General features: G+C 47.2%; 19 protein-coding genes and 1 tRNA gene. 12 read left to right on the plus strand and 8 right to left on the minus strand.

What is annotated here, in order from left to right:
- Nucleotides 1-16: 16 nt before the first annotated feature.
- From IPJ67_03935 to IPJ67_03960, 6 genes are all read left to right on the plus strand, one after another.
- Nucleotides 17-88: transfer RNA gene (locus IPJ67_03935), tRNA-Gln, on the plus strand.
- Nucleotides 89-99: 11 nt separating this feature from the next.
- A complete protein-coding gene (locus tag IPJ67_03940; GenBank protein ID QQR77265.1) occupies nt 100-726 on the plus strand; it encodes an HAD-IA family hydrolase in 627 nt (208 codons plus the stop codon).
- A 96-nt stretch (nt 727-822) separates the two neighbouring features.
- Entirely contained in the window at nt 823-1,353 is a 531-nt protein-coding gene (locus IPJ67_03945) for an NYN domain-containing protein (GenBank protein ID QQR77266.1), read from the plus strand.
- Nucleotides 1,354-1,585: 232 nt separating this feature from the next.
- The gene (locus IPJ67_03950; GenBank protein QQR77267.1) at nt 1,586-2,083 is read left to right on the plus strand and encodes a diadenosine tetraphosphate hydrolase; all 498 of its coding nucleotides are present in this window, start codon (nt 1,586-1,588) and stop codon (nt 2,081-2,083) included.
- 84 nt (nt 2,084-2,167) lie between these two features.
- The gene (locus IPJ67_03955; protein ID QQR77268.1) at nt 2,168-2,665 is read left to right on the plus strand and encodes a hypothetical protein; all 498 of its coding nucleotides are present in this window, start codon (nt 2,168-2,170) and stop codon (nt 2,663-2,665) included.
- Between the two features lie 170 nt (nt 2,666-2,835).
- Nucleotides 2,836-3,480, plus strand: coding sequence for an HAD-IA family hydrolase (locus IPJ67_03960; protein QQR77269.1), 645 nt, complete (start codon nt 2,836-2,838; stop codon nt 3,478-3,480).
- Between the two features lie 3 nt (nt 3,481-3,483).
- Here the strand turns inward: IPJ67_03960 and IPJ67_03965 are convergent, their stop codons facing one another.
- Entirely contained in the window at nt 3,484-4,737 is a 1,254-nt protein-coding gene (locus IPJ67_03965) for an aminoacetone oxidase family FAD-binding enzyme (GenBank protein QQR77270.1), read from the minus strand.
- A gap of 200 nt (nt 4,738-4,937) precedes the next feature.
- On the opposite strand from IPJ67_03965, the gene IPJ67_03970 reads away from it, so the two are divergent.
- The 3 genes from IPJ67_03970 to topA are packed head-to-tail and all read left to right on the plus strand — an operon-like array spanning nt 4,938 to nt 8,258.
- On the plus strand, nt 4,938-5,654 hold the full coding sequence (locus tag IPJ67_03970) for a DNA-protecting protein DprA (protein ID QQR77271.1): 717 nt from the start codon (nt 4,938-4,940) through the stop codon (nt 5,652-5,654).
- Nucleotides 5,655-5,698: 44 nt separating this feature from the next.
- On the plus strand, nt 5,699-6,049 hold the full coding sequence (locus IPJ67_03975; protein ID QQR77272.1) for a hypothetical protein: 351 nt from the start codon (nt 5,699-5,701) through the stop codon (nt 6,047-6,049).
- A 34-nt stretch (nt 6,050-6,083) separates the two neighbouring features.
- Nucleotides 6,084-8,258, plus strand: a complete 2,175-nt coding sequence (topA, locus tag IPJ67_03980; GenBank protein QQR77273.1) for a type I DNA topoisomerase — start codon at nt 6,084-6,086, stop codon at nt 8,256-8,258.
- Between the two features lie 4 nt (nt 8,259-8,262).
- Here topA and IPJ67_03985 read toward each other — a convergent pair whose 3' ends face one another.
- Nucleotides 8,263-9,255, minus strand: a complete 993-nt coding sequence (locus IPJ67_03985) for a CapA family protein (protein ID QQR77274.1) — start codon at nt 9,253-9,255, stop codon at nt 8,263-8,265.
- Between the two features lie 257 nt (nt 9,256-9,512).
- Between IPJ67_03985 and IPJ67_03990 the strand changes: the two genes are divergently transcribed.
- The gene (locus IPJ67_03990; protein QQR77275.1) at nt 9,513-9,965 is read left to right on the plus strand and encodes a zinc ribbon domain-containing protein; all 453 of its coding nucleotides are present in this window, start codon (nt 9,513-9,515) and stop codon (nt 9,963-9,965) included.
- A gap of 183 nt (nt 9,966-10,148) precedes the next feature.
- Nucleotides 10,149-11,636: a bifunctional (p)ppGpp synthetase/guanosine-3',5'-bis(diphosphate) 3'-pyrophosphohydrolase gene (locus IPJ67_03995; protein ID QQR77276.1), complete on the plus strand. Its 1,488-nt coding sequence runs from the start codon at nt 10,149-10,151 to the stop codon at nt 11,634-11,636.
- A gap of 229 nt (nt 11,637-11,865) precedes the next feature.
- Here the strand turns inward: IPJ67_03995 and groL are convergent, their stop codons facing one another.
- The 6 genes from groL to IPJ67_04025 all read right to left on the minus strand — a co-directional run bounded on the left by groL (nt 11,866) and on the right by IPJ67_04025 (nt 17,427).
- Entirely contained in the window at nt 11,866-13,524 is a 1,659-nt protein-coding gene (gene groL, locus IPJ67_04000) for a chaperonin GroEL (GenBank protein QQR77277.1), read from the minus strand.
- A 434-nt stretch (nt 13,525-13,958) separates the two neighbouring features.
- Nucleotides 13,959-14,141, minus strand: a complete 183-nt coding sequence (locus IPJ67_04005; protein QQR77278.1) for a DUF933 domain-containing protein — start codon at nt 14,139-14,141, stop codon at nt 13,959-13,961.
- A gap of 273 nt (nt 14,142-14,414) precedes the next feature.
- Nucleotides 14,415-15,032 carry a hypothetical protein gene (locus tag IPJ67_04010; GenBank protein QQR77279.1) on the minus strand — a complete coding sequence of 206 codons (618 nt, stop codon included), beginning with the start codon at nt 15,030-15,032 and terminating at the stop codon, nt 14,415-14,417.
- 238 nt (nt 15,033-15,270) lie between these two features.
- Complete coding sequence (gene ychF / locus IPJ67_04015; GenBank protein ID QQR77280.1) at nt 15,271-16,320, minus strand: redox-regulated ATPase YchF; 1,050 nt, start codon at nt 16,318-16,320, stop codon at nt 15,271-15,273.
- A gap of 75 nt (nt 16,321-16,395) precedes the next feature.
- Nucleotides 16,396-16,863, minus strand: coding sequence for an NUDIX hydrolase (locus tag IPJ67_04020; GenBank protein ID QQR77281.1), 468 nt, complete (start codon nt 16,861-16,863; stop codon nt 16,396-16,398).
- A gap of 33 nt (nt 16,864-16,896) precedes the next feature.
- On the minus strand, nt 16,897-17,427 hold the full coding sequence (locus IPJ67_04025) for an NUDIX hydrolase (protein ID QQR77282.1): 531 nt from the start codon (nt 17,425-17,427) through the stop codon (nt 16,897-16,899).
- 83 nt (nt 17,428-17,510) lie between these two features.
- Here IPJ67_04025 and IPJ67_04030 point away from each other — a divergent pair, with 83 nt between their 5' ends.
- On the plus strand, nt 17,511-18,848 hold the full coding sequence (locus IPJ67_04030; GenBank protein QQR77283.1) for a phosphomannomutase/phosphoglucomutase: 1,338 nt from the start codon (nt 17,511-17,513) through the stop codon (nt 18,846-18,848).
- Nucleotides 18,849-18,902: the final 54 nt, after the last annotated feature.

The following is an 18,902-nucleotide window of genomic DNA, read 5'->3' on the forward strand; positions in this document are numbered from 1 at the left end:
ATAAAAAAGTTATTATTGGGGAGTAGCCAAGCGGTAAGGCAGGGGCCTTTGAAGCCCCCATGCGAAGGTTCGATCCCTTCCTCCCCAGCACATAAATCTATGCAAACTTCAGCAAAAAGTATCAAAGCAATTGTTTTTGATTTTGGTGGTGTGATTCAACTATTTGGAGGTGGTAGTCTTCTGGAAGATATTGCCAATGTTCTTCAAATTGAAAATACTGATTTCAAACAACGATACTTTGAACACAACCATCTCAGTCATGTGAAGAATGTTCCATGGGAACAAATGATCGTCAGTGTTGTTAACACTTACAATGTGAGTCCAGAAATTATTGATGAGGTAAACCAGCTTGTCAGTGACTATCAGTCAAGGAGAGTAATCAACACCGAATTAGTTTCTTGGTTCCCACAACTTAAAAAACTGGGATACAAAATCGCAATCTTGAGTAATGCAACAACAGAACTTAGAAAGAAACTCCACAATCTTGGTATTCATAAACACATTGATAAGATAGTCATTTCAGGCGAAATTGGATTTCAGAAGCCACATAAAGAAGCTTTCGATGTAGTATTCCAAAAACTAGGTGTTCTGCCTCAAGAAGTGATTTTTATAGACGATGCCCCTAAAAATCTAGAAAAGGCAGCAGAAATCGGCTATACTCCAATTTTGTTTCGGGGAAATGATAAGCTCAAAGAAGATTTGGAGCGATTGGGAATTAATCTATAGGTGTCAAGGAGCTTGAAACTCTCCCTCATTTCTTCCCAATCAATAGTTCCGAACGTATCCAACAAGCCCAGCAAACGACGCCATATCAAAAGCATTATGAAACCACAAAAAAACCTCGCCTTTATAGATGGTCAAAATCTCTATATGGGCACCGCGAAGCGCGAACACAGCCCATGGCGGATAGACCTTAAACGCTTTCGTGTGTACCTGGAACAAAAGTATGGCGTCTCGAAAGCGTATTATTTTTTGGGATACGTACAGGAAGCAAGACAAGAGCTGTACGAAGAAATTCAAGGTGCTGGTTTTGTTCTCGTGTTTCGCGAACACAATACGGCGATGCTTGGCAAGAAAAAGGGGGATGTGGATGCCGACATCATCTTTTCCATCATGAAAAAACTGTACAAACGAGAGGATTTTCAGAAAATATTTTTGGTGTCCGGAGACGGAGATTACAAAATGCTCGTTGATTTCCTTATCGAAGAAGAAAGATTTGGAAAAGTGCTTTTCCCAAACAAACAGTTTGCTTCTTCACTGTACAAGAAACTTGGATCCGAATACTTTGACTACTTAGAATCGCCTGCTGTACGCAGCAAAATCATGGTGCAAAAAAAGAAAAGGGCTCCTTAGGCAGTAAGCCGTTCGGATCCCTTTTCGTCTGAATGGTTACAGTATACGCCCCGACGTAACCCTTGTCAACCCTTGTCAAACATTCTCAATCGCATGCGCCAAGGAATGGTTTTCAAAGAATTCAACCTCGACACCCTCAAAGCACATGGTCTATATAAACTGATATAGATATAGGTACTCGTTTCCAGTTAACAGTTCCGAACACATCCAACAAGCTCAGCTAGCAAACTCCATGAGCGATAAAATAGAACTCGTTGATTACAAAGGAAATCCGACGCAGATTTCTTGTTTTGGTTGCGCTCGAGAAAATGGTGAGATGGAAAGAATAGGCACAGTACTCACTGCTAAACATTTCGACGCTCATCAGGATTTTGAGATTCCTATCCCCGGATTCATCATCATTTCTTCAAGACGACACTTGCAAAGTGTTGATGAGTTCACCGATGAAGAAAAATTAGATTTTATCGATATTCTTATTGCAGTCAGAGCTGGAATGAGAAAAGTCCTCGATATTGATGTGATCTATCTCGTTCAGGAAGAAGACACTTCACACCATTTTCATGTTTGGATATTTCCTCGCTATAAATGGATGTCAGAAAAATTTGGGAAGAAGGTATCATCACTTCGACCGATTATGGAATATGCTCGGGAAAATCTGAAAACCACAGAAAATCTCAAGGATGTTGAGGAGGCAATCACTAAACTAAAAGCCTATTTTGAAGGAAAATAGTATCAAAGAATTTTAGTTTTTCTCCACTTCCTTCCAATCAACGGTTCCAAACATATCCAATAAGCCAAATAAATTATCTAGAATATGAAAGATTCTTTTCGGATTATAGATTCATTTCTTCCACATTCACCTGTTGTAGATATTGAAAACCTTCCTCAGGAAATGCAATCACTTGCAAATGAGATTTCTCAAATAGAAGACGAACAGACAGCGATAAGATATGCATACGATACTCTCTCCAAGAAGTACAGAGGCTTTCGTATGTTGACCTTCTTTCGCTTGGATCGCTTTTTGATAACCAATATCTCAACTCTTTGGAAAATAAGAGGGTTCCTGCATTGTAATCATCTCAATTATTTGCTCCGCACTCTGCTTGTAACCAGCAAGAAATTTTCCCCCACTGACATCGAAGCTTGCTGGACACAAATCTGGCTTTTCTCACCGCATCAATACCTCAACATAAAACTCTCGAACGGTATGATTTTGTCCATCGATCTCTGGGGAAAAGTATATGGCATACCTTTTGGAAAACATGCTCATGGATTTCAAGGGGGCAGTATAATGGCATCAACACAAAGCTAGCAAGATTTGCAAAACAACTTCATTATCGGAAGTAGAACTGGTTATCATGCATCCAATAAAGATTTTCTGTCAAACAAACAGCTTTGAGAGAATACTGAGGAAGAGAGTATTCCCATAAATACACCCATTCACCCCTATCAAAGTTTTATTGATTGAAAGATGCTTCTTCTATGATTATCCATAACAAGCGCGTTATCATTTTTGATTTTGATGGAACACTGGTCGACACGGCAAAAATACTCTTTCGCGTATTTAACAACCTCGCGAAGCGTTATCAATACCAACCAATTTCCATAGAAGAAACTCTTCGATTAAAAAACAAGGATATTAAAGATCTCATACACTCGCATGCAAAAATCCCTTTTTGGAAACTTTGGGCATTTACACGTCAAGTGAAAAATCAGTATCGTTCCTACGCCGATACAATAGAGCTCTTTCCTGATATAAAGAGTATGATTCATTCTTTGCAAAAAAGAGGCTACACAATTGGCATTGTTTCTTCCAACGCGACAGATACCATATCGACACTCCTCAAAAAGTTCGACATTTCTGTCGAGTTCATTTCCACTAGCTCTATATTCGGAAAAGCAAAAACACTAAATGCAATATCATCCAAACGACACCTCGATAGAGCAGAAGTGATCTATATCGGGGACGAGATACGTGACGTAGAAGCCTGTCAAAAGGGCAACATCGATATGCTTGCCGTCACCTGGGGATTCAGCAGCAAGGACGCTCTCCAGAAAACCACCACACCAACCATTGACCACCCTCTCGAGATTCTCGAAATATTCCAAGGTGTCACCAAAGTGTAACCACTATTCTTTCGAATTCCCTGCCGCGGCGCCTCCGGCGACGAAGCCGGTGGTCCAGCAGAGTTGGAGGCTATAACCGCCGGAGGGGCGATCGATATTGAGAATATCTCCGACAAGATGAAGATTTGGGTACAGTCGCGAGCGCATGGTTTTGAAATCCACTTCTTCGAGCGCGACGCCGCCACTTGTCACAACTGCTTTGTCTTCGCCGAGAAGACCATTCGCAATCAGACGAAGGTCTTTCACGATACGAACCAGAGCAAGTCGAGACACGCGACTCACACTGTGTACCGGCATCTCAGGAGATATCGCGGCAAGTCGCAATATAACTGGAATGAGAAGTGGTGCCAGAAACCCATCCAAGCTATTCTTCACTTGTTTATTCTTTTGATTCTCAAAAAGATCCTGAATACACCGATCGATTTCGTCGAAATTGCTGTGCGGGAAAAGATCCATCGAAAGCACCACCTCGCCGCGACGCAAACATTTGCCCACAGTCTGACTTATGTTGAGCGCGAGGGGACCGCTCACGCCGAAATGCGTAAAAAGAAGCTTTCCCTCTTGCGTCTCGATTTTTTTTCCATTCAAAAAAACGGTCGCCTTTACTCCTTCAAGACTCACTCCCGAAAGCGAGCGAACCCACGGATCGCCGAGGCGTATCGGAACCAAAGCGGAACAAGGCTCGACAATCGTATGTCCAATCTCGCGCAAAAATCGAAATCCATCGCCAGTCGACCCGGTCTCCGGATGCGACTTCCCTCCAGTTGCGAGCACATATGACTTCGCACGAAGCATACGACCGCTTCTCAATTGCACACCGGATATTTCCCCTTCGGTTATTTCGAAGCCAACCACTTCTGCATCAGACATCACGAAGACACCGCCCGAGCGCATGTAGGAAACTAGCACATCCCACACCGATTGTGCACTATCACTCACTGGGAAAACGCGATTTTCTGCCTCCATTTTCGTTGGCATGCCGTGAGAATGGAAAAATTCCAGCGTACCCTGCACATCCAATTGCGAGAATGGAGAAAAAAGAAATTTCGCTGCATCTTTGAATTTCGCAAGAAACACATTCGTATCAAATTCCGCATTGGTCACATTACATCGTCCGCCACCTGTTATGAGAAGTTTCTTCCCAAGAGAAGTGTTTTTCTCAAGAAGAATAACGCGCGCACCACACTCTGCCGCGCGCCCCGCCGCCATCATCCCCGCAGGTCCTCCGCCAATTACGACAACATCGTATGTGTACATTTCAAGTCCTTCAGCATATTAGTGTATCATAATACCGTAAAAAAGAGTAAAAGTCAATAAAGAAACTTGTGGATTCTCGTGAATACGAGATATCTACCAAATTAGAGCTCCCCATTTTTTCCAAAAAAAGAATTCCCTATTCCTTGCCAATAAGCAATCCCTCCCGTATACTCCCAACGAAATTTCACTCTTCCTTTTCTATGAACGATGATATATTTCTCCACTGCCTCGGAAAAATCCCCGGAGTCGGCGCCGAAAAACTCCGCAAGATAGCCATCGCTTTCGACACATTTGAAACAGCATGGCATGCGCCACTCGAAGAATTTCTCAGTGCCGGAATTCCACACAAACTCGCAGAAACAATTGCAAAAGAGCGAAAGCATCTTTCCCCAGAGAAAGAATCCGAGATACTCGAAAAACACTCTATCCGTCTCATCTCCAGAGAAAGCGATGATTATCCGACACTTCTCGCAGAAATCCCAAACCCGCCACAACTTCTCTATCTTCGAGGGAATGCACTTCTCAATAGGCACCCGTTTCTCACCGTCGTTGGCACAAGGAAACCGACCGAATACGGAGCGGGCATTGCCAGAGAATTTGCGAGCGAACTTGCGAGAAGCGGCATAACCGTTGTCTCCGGCATGGCACTCGGCATCGACAAGGCAGCACATCAAGGCGCACTCGAAGGTAATGGCGAAACCATCGCCGTACTCGGCAACGGACTCGATGACGCTTCAATTGCGCCGCGGACCCACCTCGATTTGGCACACACCATCAGTCTTCATGGCGCACTTCTCTCGGACTATCCACCAGGAACCAGCGCCTCCGAAGGAACCTTCCCCGCAAGGAATCGTATCATGGCCGGCATGTCCCTTGGCACAGTGGTTATTGAAGCATCGGAAAAAGTGGCACGCTGATTACTGCCAATCTTGCACTCGATTTCAATCGAGAAGTTTTTGCAGTGCCAGGTTCAATCTACTCCGAAAATTCCCGCGGTCCCCACGCGCTCATCAAAAAGGGCGCCATCCTCACCGCAAGTCTTGCTGACATTCTCGATGCGCTCCCCCTCTCGCGCGAACACGAAGAACACGGAACACTCTTTGAAACAACCTCTCTCCCGCAACCAAATCTTTCCGTCGACGAAGAACGCCTTCTCAAAATCTTAGGAAGTGATACCATGCACATTGACGCTATCGTAAAACACTCTACACTGGAGACATCGAATGCACTTTCTGCGCTCGCCTTTCTCGAAATGAAAGGTTTAGTAAAAAATATCGGCAACATGCATTATATAAGAACGTATCGAGTATAAGTTCGGGATTTACCCTTTGAGATTCTTCGTTTCTATGAAACTTGTCATTGTTGAGTCGCCATCGAAGGCAAAAACTATTCAGAAGTATCTCGGGAAGGAATACAAGGTCGTCGCCTCCGTGGGACATATTCGCGATTTGCCAAAGAGCAACAAGAAAGCGATTGATATCAAAGAAGGATTTACACCTCACTACGAGGTGACGCCCGGAAAAGAAAATATCGTTTCAACCCTCACTCGCCTCACCAAGAAAGCGAGTGAGATTTACCTTGCAACTGACCCCGACCGCGAAGGCGAAGCAATCGCCTGGCATATCGCCGAAGCATGCGGACTCAAGCGCCCGAAGCGTGTCGCCTTCCATGAAATCACACGAAATGCCGTCACCGAGGGAATACAGCACCCGCGACTCATTGACCAAAATCTTCGTCGCGCCCAAGAAGCACGACGCGTCCTCGACCGCCTCGTCGGCTATGATCTCTCAGGACTCATCTGGAAGAAACTCCGCTACGGACTCTCTGCCGGGCGAGTCCAATCACCCGCGCTTCGCATATTGGTCGAGAAGGAGCGAGAAATCGCCGCCTTTATCCCCGAAGATTTCTGGGTTATTACTGCGCATGCCGATTGCCCGGACAAGACACCAATTACACTCACCTGTTCCAAAGAACCGCGCGAAGAACAAGAAGTCGAAGACATCCTCAAAAAAGCGCGTGCCGGATCATGGTCTATTCTCGACGTCAAAGAATCCGAAGTGTCCCGTGCGCCATCCCCGCCCTTTACCACCTCGACGCTCCAGCAATCAGCAAGCTCCCGCCTCAGCTTCTCCCCCGCCAACACCATGCGCATCGCACAGAAACTCTACGAAGCGGGGCTCATCACCTACATGCGCACCGATAGCTTCAATATGAGTGAAGAAGCAAGAAACGCGGCGACCACCTACATCATCAAAAAATTCGGCGAGAAATTTTCTGCACCGCACATATACACTACTAAGAGCAAAAACGCCCAAGAGGCGCATGAGGCCATCCGCCCCACTGATCCGTCGCGCGAAAAAGCCGGCGCAAGCCCTGACCAGCAGAAACTCTACACACTCATATTCCGGCGAACAATTGCATCACAAATGGCAAACGCTCGCATGCTCCGCACCAAAATTGTTGCGAACATTGCCGACCGCTCCATCCCTGATTTCACAGCCAATGGCTCACGGCTCCTTTTCCCAGGTTGGCTCGAGGTCGACCCCTTTGCAAAGCAAGACGACATGAATGTCCCAAAGCTCTCCCCCGGAAGTGCTCTTATTCTCAATAGCGTTGATTCCGAAAAGAAACAAACCGAGCCACCGCGCCGCTATTCCGAAGCCGGACTCGTCAAAGAACTCGAGAAGCGCGGTATCGGGAGACCGAGCACCTATGCTTCTATTATCAAAACGCTCCTCGACCGAAATTACGCCACCAAAGACGGTCGCGCGCTCCATGCCACCGAGACAGGCGAAGCGGTCAGCGCTTTCCTCGAAAAACATTTTGCCGAAATTGTGAGCGATACTTTCACAGCCGATATGGAACAAAAACTCGACGACATCTCAAACGGCGAGCGCGACTATGAGAAAACACTCAAGAATTTCTATACGCCCTTTTCCAAAGAAGTAAAATCGAAAGACAAAGTGGATAAAATTACCAATCTCGGCGACGCACCCAAAGACCTCCTCTGCCCCGAATGCAAAAGTGCCATGGTTTTGAAGCTCGGAAAAAACGGGACTTTCTACAGTTGTGCGCGCTTCCCAGATTGCAAAGGTGCTCGCATGAAAGATGGGTCACTCATCCCAGAAGACAAAGAGGTTGGCGAGCCCTGCCCCGAATGTGGCAATGCACTCGTCGAAAAAATGGGGAAATTCGGTCCCTTTGTTGCCTGTAGTACCTATCCGAAATGCAAATTCATCAAAGGTTCCTCTGCACAAACAACCAGTATTGCCTGTCCCATTTGTAAAAAAGGCGAAATGGTCGAGAAGCGCGGACGCTTCGGCACATTCTATAGTTGCTCCAACTACCCCGATTGCAAACACGCTATCAAGGCGCGACCGACCGGCAAACATTGTTCATTCATCCGCGATGGCAAACCCTGCGGCGCCCTCATGATGGAAGGAACCAAAACCATCCCCGAACGCTGCTCCGACCGCACCTGCCCCAATCACAATCCACACCTTCTCGAAAAGAAAAAATAGCATTCTATTGCGCAATACTCGTCTTTCCATCTAAAGAGAGCTTGAGCGGAATTTCTTGAAACGAAATCGTATTGTCCGGAGCAATCAAAGCCTCAACCATAAGACCATGAGTCGTCTCTGAACTGAAATACTGGTCGAAAACAAAGTTGCCAAGAGAATAATATATCGCCTTTCCACGATAGAGTTCGTGTTCCTGAACAACATGTGGGTGCGAACCAATCACCGCATCGACACCGCGATCGATAAAGAGATGAGCAAGGCGCTTCTCCTCAGATGTTGCCGGCGCATATTCAACTCCCCAATGCGTGTAAACAAAAAGCACATCAACACTCGAGCGAAGACGCTCAATATCAGTGAGAGCACGATGCTCAGCATCAGAGGAAAATTGATTGTAATTCACGAAACCCACTTTCTTTCCCCTAATATCGGCAACGTAGGTGCGGAGTGTTTCATCAAGCGGATCGCCAAAGAATTTCACACCAGCATCTCGGAGAAACCGCCGCGTCTCGACAAGTCCCGATTCGCCAAAATTGAGGATATGATTATTTCCGATATTCACGATACGAATATTTGCATCAAAAAGTGTCTTTGCCCACAGGGGATCAAAGGTAAAGATATAGTTCCTTGATTCACCCAGAGCCGACCCGACACTCTTGGATGCATTCAATGTAATCGGACCCTCAAGATTTGCCACTACTCCATCTCCCGCCAAAAGCTTTGAGCGAACACCTGCAAAAATAGACTCTTTGCCAAATTTTTCTGACTGCGTCCGAATATATCGGTCAAACATGATATCGCCCGCAAAAAGAATTGTGGGTGGAGATTGAGCTGTTCCATCTGTATCCCTCTTCGTCTCAGTTTCCGCAGCTAGAGGCAAAGGGGGCGTTTTCTCGACAAGCTGCTGCGCCGGCGACATTCTTGACCAAAAAAATCCGAGCAGTCCAGCAAAAACAAATATCACAACAATACCATTCACAAAAAGAATCCGCTTTCTCATAGAGAGTTCTCCCAAATAAAGCCATCTCATTAATCTATCATTCCCTCGACATGAGTCAATGCCGCACTAGAGCCTATCTTAAAAAGAGCTTTCGACGTTTTTTAGGAAATTTTGAATGATTTCCCGTCAAAATTTACAAAAAGTAAGGCAAAGACTATTTTTGAGATAGACTCTAATCACCGTCTCCAGATATACACCCTGCACATTTTCGTGTTTATAGTCTATACTAAAAGTATACGTATGTTCTCAAAGAACCTATGAAGTTTGTTCATCTATCAGCTTACTGCCAGAATTGCGGAGAGAATATCTCTACTGAAATTGCGTTTTGCCGAAGTTGTGGCACCGCCCTCTCTGAAAGCCAAGTGAAAGCAAATATTGAACACTCTCGTACAAGTCAGAAATCCTCAGACATCCACACAAGAAGTATTCCTATAGCACGAAAAATTGCTGGCACCGTTATCATCGGTCTTCTAGAAGTACTCCTCGTCATGATGATATTCATAGCTTCACTTATCATAAGTATGAATTTCTTTCCAGACATGACAAATGGACAAACAGGGAGAATATCGACATATCTCATTGTCATGGCAACCACATTTGCCGCCGGACTCACAATAGGACTATATATCTCAAAAAAATTCCACGAAAAATACCCAAACGGTATACACATCCTCAATCCAACAATCAATATTCAGAAAAAGATATCCTGACACATCTGAGAAATCACAGGTATCTATAGCAACAGAGAAAGCTCCTCCCATAGAACACCCGCCGTCCTAAAAGCGGGTGTTTTAATATTGAATGAGGATGCGCCCCCATAAAATAATCCACTTCCGTCGCCAGAGGATGGTATTTTGTCACAAGTGGGCTATACTGGAAGAGAATACACACCTATGTCACTCGTACTCGAAGATATCTTCAAAGCCTGTAAATTTCCCCCCTCAAGCGAGGGACGTCGGTTCATAACGTCCGCATTTGCCCTCGCAGACGAAGCGCATCGCGGACAAAAGCGAAAGTCCGGAGAAAACTATATCGAGCATTCGCTTGCTGTCGGAAAAATTCTCGCAGAGATTGGCATGGAATCCCGAACCATCGCCGCCGGACTCTTGCACGATGTTCCCGAAGACACCACCGTTTCGCTCGAAACCATACGCACCCAGTTTGGAAATGAAGTCGCTATACTCGTTGATGGCGTCACCAAGCTCGGAAAAATTCGCCTCCGCGGATCACGCGAGGAATACTATCTTGAGAACCTCCGAAAAATGTTCCTCGCCATGGCAGAAGACATCCGCGTCGTCATCGTAAAGCTCGCCGATCGCCTCCACAATATGCGGACACTCGACTATCTCCCTCCCGAAAAGCAACTCCGCATTGCACGCGAAACCATGGAAATATACGCCCCCATCGCGAACCGACTCGGCATCGGCGAAGTCAAAGGTGAACTCGAAGATCTTGCTTTCAAATACCTTGATCCAGAAGCACACGAGAAAACACTCTCTATCGTCAAGGAATATATGCGTGAAAGCGATTCCTATCTCGATCGATGTGTCACTGGCATTCGCGAAAGCCTCACCAAAGATGGCGTTCGTATCGTACACATAGAAGGACGATCCAAACGACTCTACCGCCTCTATCAGAAGCTCCGCCGCCACGATATGGATATCAAACGTGTCTACGATTTAGTCGCAATTCGCATCATCGTTCCCGGCGTTTCCGACTGCTACGAAGCATTTGGTGCCGTCCACAAAAGCTATCGCCCCATGGTTGGGCGTATCAAAGACTACATCTCCCTCCCAAAGCCAAACAACTACCAATCTCTTCACACAACTGTCTTCGGACCCGAAGGACGTATCATTGAAATCCAAATTCGCACACAGAAAATGCACGACGAAGCCGAACTTGGCATCGCCGCCCACTGGGCATACGCCGAGAAAGAACGGAGCACTAGCTGGCGCAAACTCTTCTTTCGCCGACACGAAACCGCGCCACCCAAAGAGCTCGCATGGGTCAAGCAACTTCAAGAATGGCAAAAAGAAATCGGTCAGGACAACCGAGAATTTCTCGAGGGTATCAAAATAGACTTTTTCAAAAACCACATCTTCGCTTTCACTCCAAATGGCGATATCATTGAACTTCCCGAAGAAGCGACGCCCGTCGATTTCGCCTATGCTATACACAGCGAAATCGGCAACAGCATGACCAGTGCCAAAGTCGACGGAAAAATAGCCCCCCTCGATCATCACATCAAAAACGGCGAGGTCGTTGAAATTATCACCGACAAAGGTCGCAAGAAACCCAATCAAGACTGGCTCCGCTTCGTCAAAACCTCCATCGCCAAAGCCCACATCCAAAAACAACTTCGCAAAGAAGGCGGGCTCTAGAGAAATTCCCTATTGGGAATACGAATGACAGAAAATAAGATGAAAAACCCCGCACAAGTGTCACGCTCGTACAAGGGTTTCGATTTCGTTCAATTCATCTCTTCCACATTTCTCCCCCTCTCGCCCCATCAAAAAAATCACACTTTCCTCGCAAAAACCGCCTCGATATCTCGAGGCGGTTTTCTTTTTTCCAAAGGCTGACAACTGATTGCCAAAAGCCTCATGAGTCTTACATCATTCCGCCCATACCTCCCATGCCGGGCATGCCACCGCCGGGCATTTCTGGTTTTTCTTCGGGGAGATCGACTACAGCCGCTTCAGTTGTGAGGAGAAGCGCAGCAACCGACACGGCATTCTCAAGTGCTGTACGAGTCACTTTCAGTGGGTCAATAATCCCTGCTTTAATCATATCCGACTCATAACTATTCGTCGCCGCGTTGTAGCCATAGTTTGCACCTTTCTCACTCACAACCTCAGAAAGCACAACGGCAGCATCTTGCTCACCAGCATTTCTTACAATCTGGCGAAGTGGTTCATTGAGTGCCTTGAGAAGGGTCTCATAGCCTGCGCGGAATTCATGATTGTCAAAGTCTCGCTTCTTCATCTGATCAGAAAGTGTTGCAACCGCCTTCGCAAATGCAGTACCTCCACCAGAAACAATTCCTTCTTCGACGGCTGCCTTGGTCGCCGCAAGTGCATCTTCCATCTTGTGCTTCATGTAGGTGAGCTCGGTTTCCGTCGCCGCACCAACTCTCACCACCGCAACACCTCCCGAAAGTTTCGCCATGCGCTTCTTCAACTTCTCGCGATCATACTCGCTATCGGTCTGTTCAATCAGACTCTTGAGTTGAGCAATGCGAGCTTCAATACTCTTCTTCGTGCCCTTGCCACCCACAATTGTCGTATCATCTTTGGTTGCGATTACTTTCTGCGCCTGTCCAAGCATAGAGATATCGACACTCTCGAGCTTCATGCCTTTGTCTTTCGAAATCACCTGTCCGCCAGTCAATATTGCAATATCCTCAAGCATCGCCTTCCGACTATCGCCAAATTCCGGCGCCTTCACCGCGAGAACATTGAGCGTCCCGCGAAGTTTATTCACTACAAGCATAGCAAGCGCCTCACCTTCAACTTCTTCGGCAATGATGACAAATTCTTTCTTTCCGCCCTGCGCTACCTTCTCAAGGAGCGGCAGCACTTCATTGATGGCGGAAATCTTGGTATCGGTAAGCAAGATAAACGCGTCTTTGATTTCAGCGCTCTGTGACTCAACATTGGTCACCATATACGGCGACACATATCCTCGATCAAAGCTCATTCCTTCAACCACTTCCTTCGAAAGACCGAAACTCTGTGATTCCTCGATAGTCACGACACCATCCTTCCCAACCTCGTCCATAACATCCGCAATCATTTCTCCCATTTCTCTCGATTCGGCAGAGATAGTCGCTACCTGCGTCATCTCTTCCTTGGAAGAAATCTTCTTGGAATTCTTGCGAAGAATGGCAACCACTTCGTCTTTCGCTGCCTCCATTCCGCGACGAATGCCAATCGGATTGATACCAGTTTCTACAAACTTCAGCCCTTCACGGACAATGGACTGCGTGATGAGTGTCGCTGTGGTTGTACCGTCACCCGCCGCGTCATTGGTCTTGTCTGCTACTTGCTTTACAAGTGAAGCACCGAGATTTTCAAACTTGTCTTTGAGCTCGATTTCCTTCGCAATGGAAACACCGTCATTGGTCACCGTTGGCGCACCGAATCCTTTATCGAGAATGACGTTCCGCCCCTTGGGACCAAGCGTCACCTTCACTGTATCCGCCACGTGATCAATGCCCGCCTTCACTCTCCGCCGCACATCTTCGCTGTACGCAATTTGCTTTGCCATATCAGGAGTATTAAGAGTTATCGTTTAGCACTCAAAGTATTCGACTGCTAAATGCATTGTAAGAAAGCATCTCACTCCTGTCAAGAAGATTGTTTCTTCCGATATAAAAGAGCGAGGACATATTTCCTCGCCCAAAGCAAATCACCTCCTTTGCATACACAACTCATTTGTCATATTTCCTCACGTCAACCTGTCCTGCAGGAGAACGGAGGCGCAAACTAATGAACGCATCCACTAACTCTTCTCGAGTTCTCACCAAACGCGACAAACCAGTCAAGTACGCCACAAGAAATACAGGAAATACGTACACACCAGCAGCAATGAGTCGGGAAATAACCTCGAGAGAATCCGTTGGTAAATTCAAATTCCGCACATCAGCATTTTTGTTCAAACTCATGTACCCTCCGACTTTTCCAAAATAACCGAAAAGAACTCTACACCCGAAACACCATTACGTCTCCATCTTGGACGATATATTCTTTTCCTTCAAGACGCAAGGTTTCTGCGTCACGCGCGGCGCTCCAGGATCCGGCAGTAAGGAGCGCCTCCCAATTGATGACTTCGGCGCGAATGAAAAACTCATCTTCGCATCTCACGGAATCCTGCTCCCATTTCAACCCTCTCCATCAACCGCCATGCATTCCCATATTTCAAAAGCCCGAGATACGACTGGACGACTTCCTTTTGATTTCCTTTCGCTTCGATAATCGAAACTATCCGGATTTGACTTCATTGATAGAAAAAGTCATGAAGATGAAGTGAGGATCTAGACAAGTCCCAAATGAAAAACCCCGCACCTTACTCAATTACATCGCGGTAGGGTACGGGGTTAAAGAACAAAGGTACAAAGATCAAAAACTCAAAAAGTGCAAATGACCAATGCCCAAGCGCTAACTTGCGGAGAGACCGGCAGGCTCGCCGTCGTCCCAGTCCCTGTCAAGGTTGTACCAACTCACATACGGACGGTCGACATGGCAAGCGAGATACGGGACGACACGATTGCCATACTCGTCCAGTACGACCGATTTCCATGCATACACCCAATTCCCCTTCCATTCGAGAGGAATACGATGCTTATTTTTCTCGTAATACTGGATATCCGCCAAGCTGATACCGTGATTGATTGGATCATGCCACTGCGCTTGGTACATCTCTTGATCTGGCAACAGAAAAGCAAAAATTTCAGCGCCGGTAATAGTCTTCCGTTTTTTCTGTTTCTCGTGCAATCCAAGTCCGGGATTCCTCACCCCACTTGAACTTTTTGCTTCGAGTCCCGGTGTGAGATGCTTCACTACCCAATCTGGATACGTCGGATAGACCTCCGATGTTTCCAGTGGCGATTCACAGAGATTGGTTACCATTTCCTTGAGATACCGCTCGCCCTCGGAAGTTCCGAGAACATGCAGCCTCTCCTCGGAGACACCCATCTCTTCCGCTAACCGGACAATTTCAGCAACCATATGCATCACAAGACGCATACCTGAAACCAGCTGTGACTTTTTGCTCATTTTCAACCCCTCCGAGATACGCTTCTCATGGGGTCATTTCACAACAACCCCATCCCAAACGCATCTCAATCGTGCTTGCCAGTGGACTTCCTGACGTATTCAGGATTGTCATAGCGCGGAAACACCAAGGTGTCCCCCTCGAACTTAGAAACTCCGCGCTACGATAAACCCTCTCCCGAGTCATTTTTTCAAAGAACTGACCACGAACAGTACACCATCTCTCATATCTTGTCAAGCCTCACACCTTGAAAACCATCACATCGCCGTCTTGGACAATATACTCCTTTCCCTCGAGACGCAAGGTACCCGCTTCGCGTGCGGCGCTCCAGGATCCGGCAGTGAGGAGTGTCTCCCAGCCAATCACTTCGGCGCGGATAAAACGGTCTTTGAAATCCGTGTGAATCGCTGCGCCTGCGAGAGGCGCCGTCGAACCCTGAGCAACCGTCCACCCGCGCGTCTCCGTCTCGCCTGTTGTAAAAAATGTCATCAGTCCGAGAAGCGAATATGTCTCACGGATAAGCTCGCCAATCTTTGACGAAAGCCCGAGCTCTGCCTGTTCGTCCGCACTCATAGAAAAGAGTTCTTCTTCTATCTTCACGTCAAGTCGCACATGCGGACGCGCCGCAAGCTCCGGCGGAAGCGCTGCTTCCGGATCAGACATGTTATAAACAAAAAGAAACGGTTTCGCCGTAAGGAGTTGCAATTCGCGAAACACCCGCCTCGAATCTTCACTCTCAGCGACGCCCGCATCACGCGCGAGTTTCCCCGACTGAAGAGCTGCTTCAATCTGCTCAAGCATCGGCATCTCGGCAAGCGCCTCCTTCTTCCCTGCACGAGCATCTTTCACTGTCTTGAGTTTCCGTTTCTCAATCGTTTCCAAGTCCGCCAAGATAAGCTCCGTATGAATGATGTCGATATCCTCCAATGGTGCGACGCGATCGTGCACATGAATAATATCGGGGTTTTCAAAAAGCCGAACCACTTCGATAATCGCATCCGCTTCGCGAATATTCGCAAGAAATTTATTGCCAAGTCCTTCCCCCTTCGACGCGCCCGCAACGAGCCCTGCAATATCGACAAATTCCACTACTGGCGGAATCGTCTTCGCTGACTTCGACAGTGCCGAGAGTTTGCCAAGTCGCGCGTCCGGCACCGGCACAATTCCCACATTGGGCTCGATGGTACAAAAAGGGTAGTTGTTGATATCGACTGCTTTCCCAGAAAGCGCCTTAAACAACGTAGACTTCCCCACATTTGGCAACCCAACAATACCAGCTTTGAGAGACATAGGCGTAGCGACAAATATCAAACGAAAGAAAAGGGATTCCACTCGCTAAATGCTAGCGGAATCCCAAAAAAATGTCTACAAAACTCGCTGAATCTTGATGCCATATACACCTCCAATGAACTGGGGCGACAGATAACCAAAATCGAGCATCACTTGAATCAGACCGGGAAATATCGGAACCTTTTTTCTTTTACATCGGAGAAGATTCCCTGGCGTCGCCCATTGGTATTCGCTATGCTCCGCCGGATTCAAGACAACATTCGGCAGAGTCGGCAGAGCAATTTCATAGGAAGCATATTCCCACAAACCATCAACGCCATAATCAAGGCGATGCGATCCAAGCGGGTGCAATATATTCAAATTCACCACTATACCAGTTTCCTCCCGAAGCTCTCGCCGTGCTGCTTCCTGGATACTTTCATCTGCGTCTACCTTTCCCCCAGGGAGACCCCAGTATCCACCTGCTACTCTCAAAAGAACAAGGATATCATCTTCATACCACACGAACACGCCTACAGCTTTTCTATATACGCCGTCGTGCATTTTCTCTACTCCTCTTACTAAAGAACTGCATTGTTATTTCGACACGCGATACAAACACCACGCCGAGAGAAATCGACTGTTCTCAATCTCGCCCTTTTTAATCATCGCTTCAATCTCTTCCTCCGTAAACCAAAAACTCTCGATCGCGCCTTCTTCTTCTGGATCGGGCGGAAGCGAAGCTTCTTCCAATTCTTCACCAAGGAAAACATACATCCGACCCTTCGACTTGCGATGATCATAGTAGTAATCCCCAAGTGCCGTGAGTCTCTCCGCTCGATATCCAGCCTCTTCCATGAGTTCGCGATTCGCTCCCACATCAACACTTTCATCTGCAAGGAGGAGTCCTCCCGGAAACTGATAGAGATGCTCGTTTGCCGGATAAGAATATTCCTTCTGAACAAGGACACTCCCGTCAGGGCGACGACAAATCACCGTTGCGCCATCAACGATATGCTTTGAGTAAAGATATGTAAGCCGGACGCCGCTTGGGAGTTCGACTTCGTCTTCAATTAATGTCACCCGTGGATGATCGAACACTTCCCGAGATGAGAGTTTTTTCCACATATAGACCTATCTTGACGGCTCTTCCTCAAGCTGTCAATCTTAGAGAAACAGTCAGCTCATTTCTCATTCTTTATTTTCCCCCTATGAATGCAAGCATCTTCAAAGCCTATGATATACGAGGCGTATACGGAAAAGATTTCGACGAGTCCGACGCCTATGCAATCGGTCGCGCAACCGTCGAAGTACTGAAGTTCAAAACCATCGCCCTCGGGCGTGATGCGCGAGTATCGAGCCCCGTGCTCTTTGAATCATTTGCAAGAGGTGCGAGAGAGAGTGGCGCAAATGTGATTGATCTCGGACTCCTCACAACACCCATGGTGTATTTCGCTTCATGGAAACTCAACGTCGATGCTGCCGTTTCTATCACTGCCTCTCACAATCCACCGGAATACAACGGACTGAAAATCGCCCAGAAGAACGCTCTCCCTGTCGGAGAGAAAAGCGGACTTTTCGATATTCGCGACCGCGTGATAGCGGGAACATTTGAAAATCGTGAAACAACAGGAACACTCTCGACACAAGATATAAAACCTGACTACTACAAACATTTCGCCTCATTTGCAAAACTTGGCGAGAAGAAATTCAAAGTTGTCATCGACTGCGCCAACGCGATGGGTGCGCTCGAACTCCCCATTTTCAAAATGTTTCCGAAGAACATCGAGATCGTCACCATGTATGACGACCTCGAGCACCCCTTCTCAACACACGAAGCCAATCCCCTGAAAACCGAAACACTCAATGAACTCCGCACACGCGTCGTTTCAGAACACGCCGACCTCGGCATCGCCTTCGACGGTGATGCCGATCGCGTTGGCTTCGTAGACGAAACAGGTGCCATTATTCCCATGGATCACATGACTGGCATTATTGCGCGAGAAGTGCTCAAGTCTCATCCAGGCGCGACGATCCTCTACGACCTCCGCTCCTCGAGAGCTGTGAGAGAGGTGATTGAAGAAGTAGGTGGCATTGCCAAGGAATGCAAAGTCGGGCACGCCAACATCAAACAGCAGATGCGTGACGACACCGCAGTTTTCGCTGGCGAACTCTCCGGTCACTACTACTTCCTCGAAAACTCCTACGCCGAAGCCGGCTCACTCGCAGCCCTCATGATCCTCTCCGTGATGAGTGAAACCGGGCAATCGGCGTCCAATCTCGAACGCGATTTGAAACGCTACTTTCACTCGGGAGAAATAAACAGCGAGGTCGAGAATAAAGACGAGATAATTAAAAAACTCGAGCAGACCTATTCCGATGGGAAAATCTCGCATCTCGACGGCGTCAAGATAGATTTCCCTAACTGGTGGCTCAATGTCCGCCCATCCAACACCGAGCCACTCCTGCGCCTCAACCTCGAAGCCGACACGGAAGCACTCATGATTGAGAAACGCGACGAGGTGCTGGGGATTATACGAAAGAAATAATCTTCATGTCTATGACATTTTCCCATCCGGCTATGAATCTACAGAAAAAGAAAC

Source organism: Candidatus Moraniibacteriota bacterium (assembly GCA_016699385.1).
Lineage (GTDB): Bacteria > Patescibacteriota > Minisyncoccia > Moranbacterales > UBA1568.